This is a genomic window from Bacillus cereus group sp. N24, from assembly GCF_016483345.1.
Lineage (GTDB): Bacteria > Bacillota > Bacilli > Bacillales > Bacillaceae_G > Bacillus_A > Bacillus_A toyonensis.
Genome location: NZ_JAEHCA010000085.1, coordinates 1 through 672, shown reverse-complemented (window position 1 = coordinate 672; position 672 = coordinate 1). Strand labels below are relative to the sequence as shown.

Below are 672 nucleotides of genomic sequence, written 5' to 3'. Positions count from 1 at the left end.
CTATAAACTACAATTCGAGTAGGAAGTTTGTCTTTACTCCCTACATATACATCATGTAATTCATACACTTGGCCAGGCTGCAATTGTTTCATGATGTCTTCCAAATGAATTTGTATATATACCGGTTTTAATTGAGCGGGTTTTGTTTTAAATACCACTGTTTCAAATTCTTTTCTATATATTTTAGTTGGTAACTTTAGACGTGATAAATAATATCCTTGCTTATCTTGAATAGACTTAAAGTCTTGTAGACGAAAATATCCTAAGTCACGAATATATAGTTCATTCTTTTGTGCCATGCCTGTTCGAGTCGCACTATATGCCTGATCACTTCGTTTTCCTGGTTCAATTTCCACATCAGAAAATTTTCCACTCAACAAGTCATACTCTAGTTGGATTTTCACACCAGCTGTATGACTACACCCTCCGGCACCAGGATAAGTAGTTGCGAATCGATCTGGAACTTGGAAAGTTGTAGAATCAAGGACGAGAATCCGCTCAAAATAAGAAGAAAGAGAATGAGAAATCTTAGATACTCCTCCAATTTTAGCTTGTAGAAGTGTAGTAAATACAGTGCGAAAGAAGGCTACAGAATCCGAATTAAATCGTCGATTAAGTCCCTCCGGACTTAATAAAATTCCTGTTGAAGTTTCTAATTGACTACAAAGTTGA

1 protein-coding gene is annotated in these 672 nt (G+C 35.9%); it reads right to left on the bottom strand.

Features of this window, described 5'->3' with window-relative positions:
* On the bottom strand, positions 1–672 hold a 672-nt coding region (locus tag JDS95_RS30435), incomplete at both ends, for an IS4 family transposase (protein WP_199647792.1).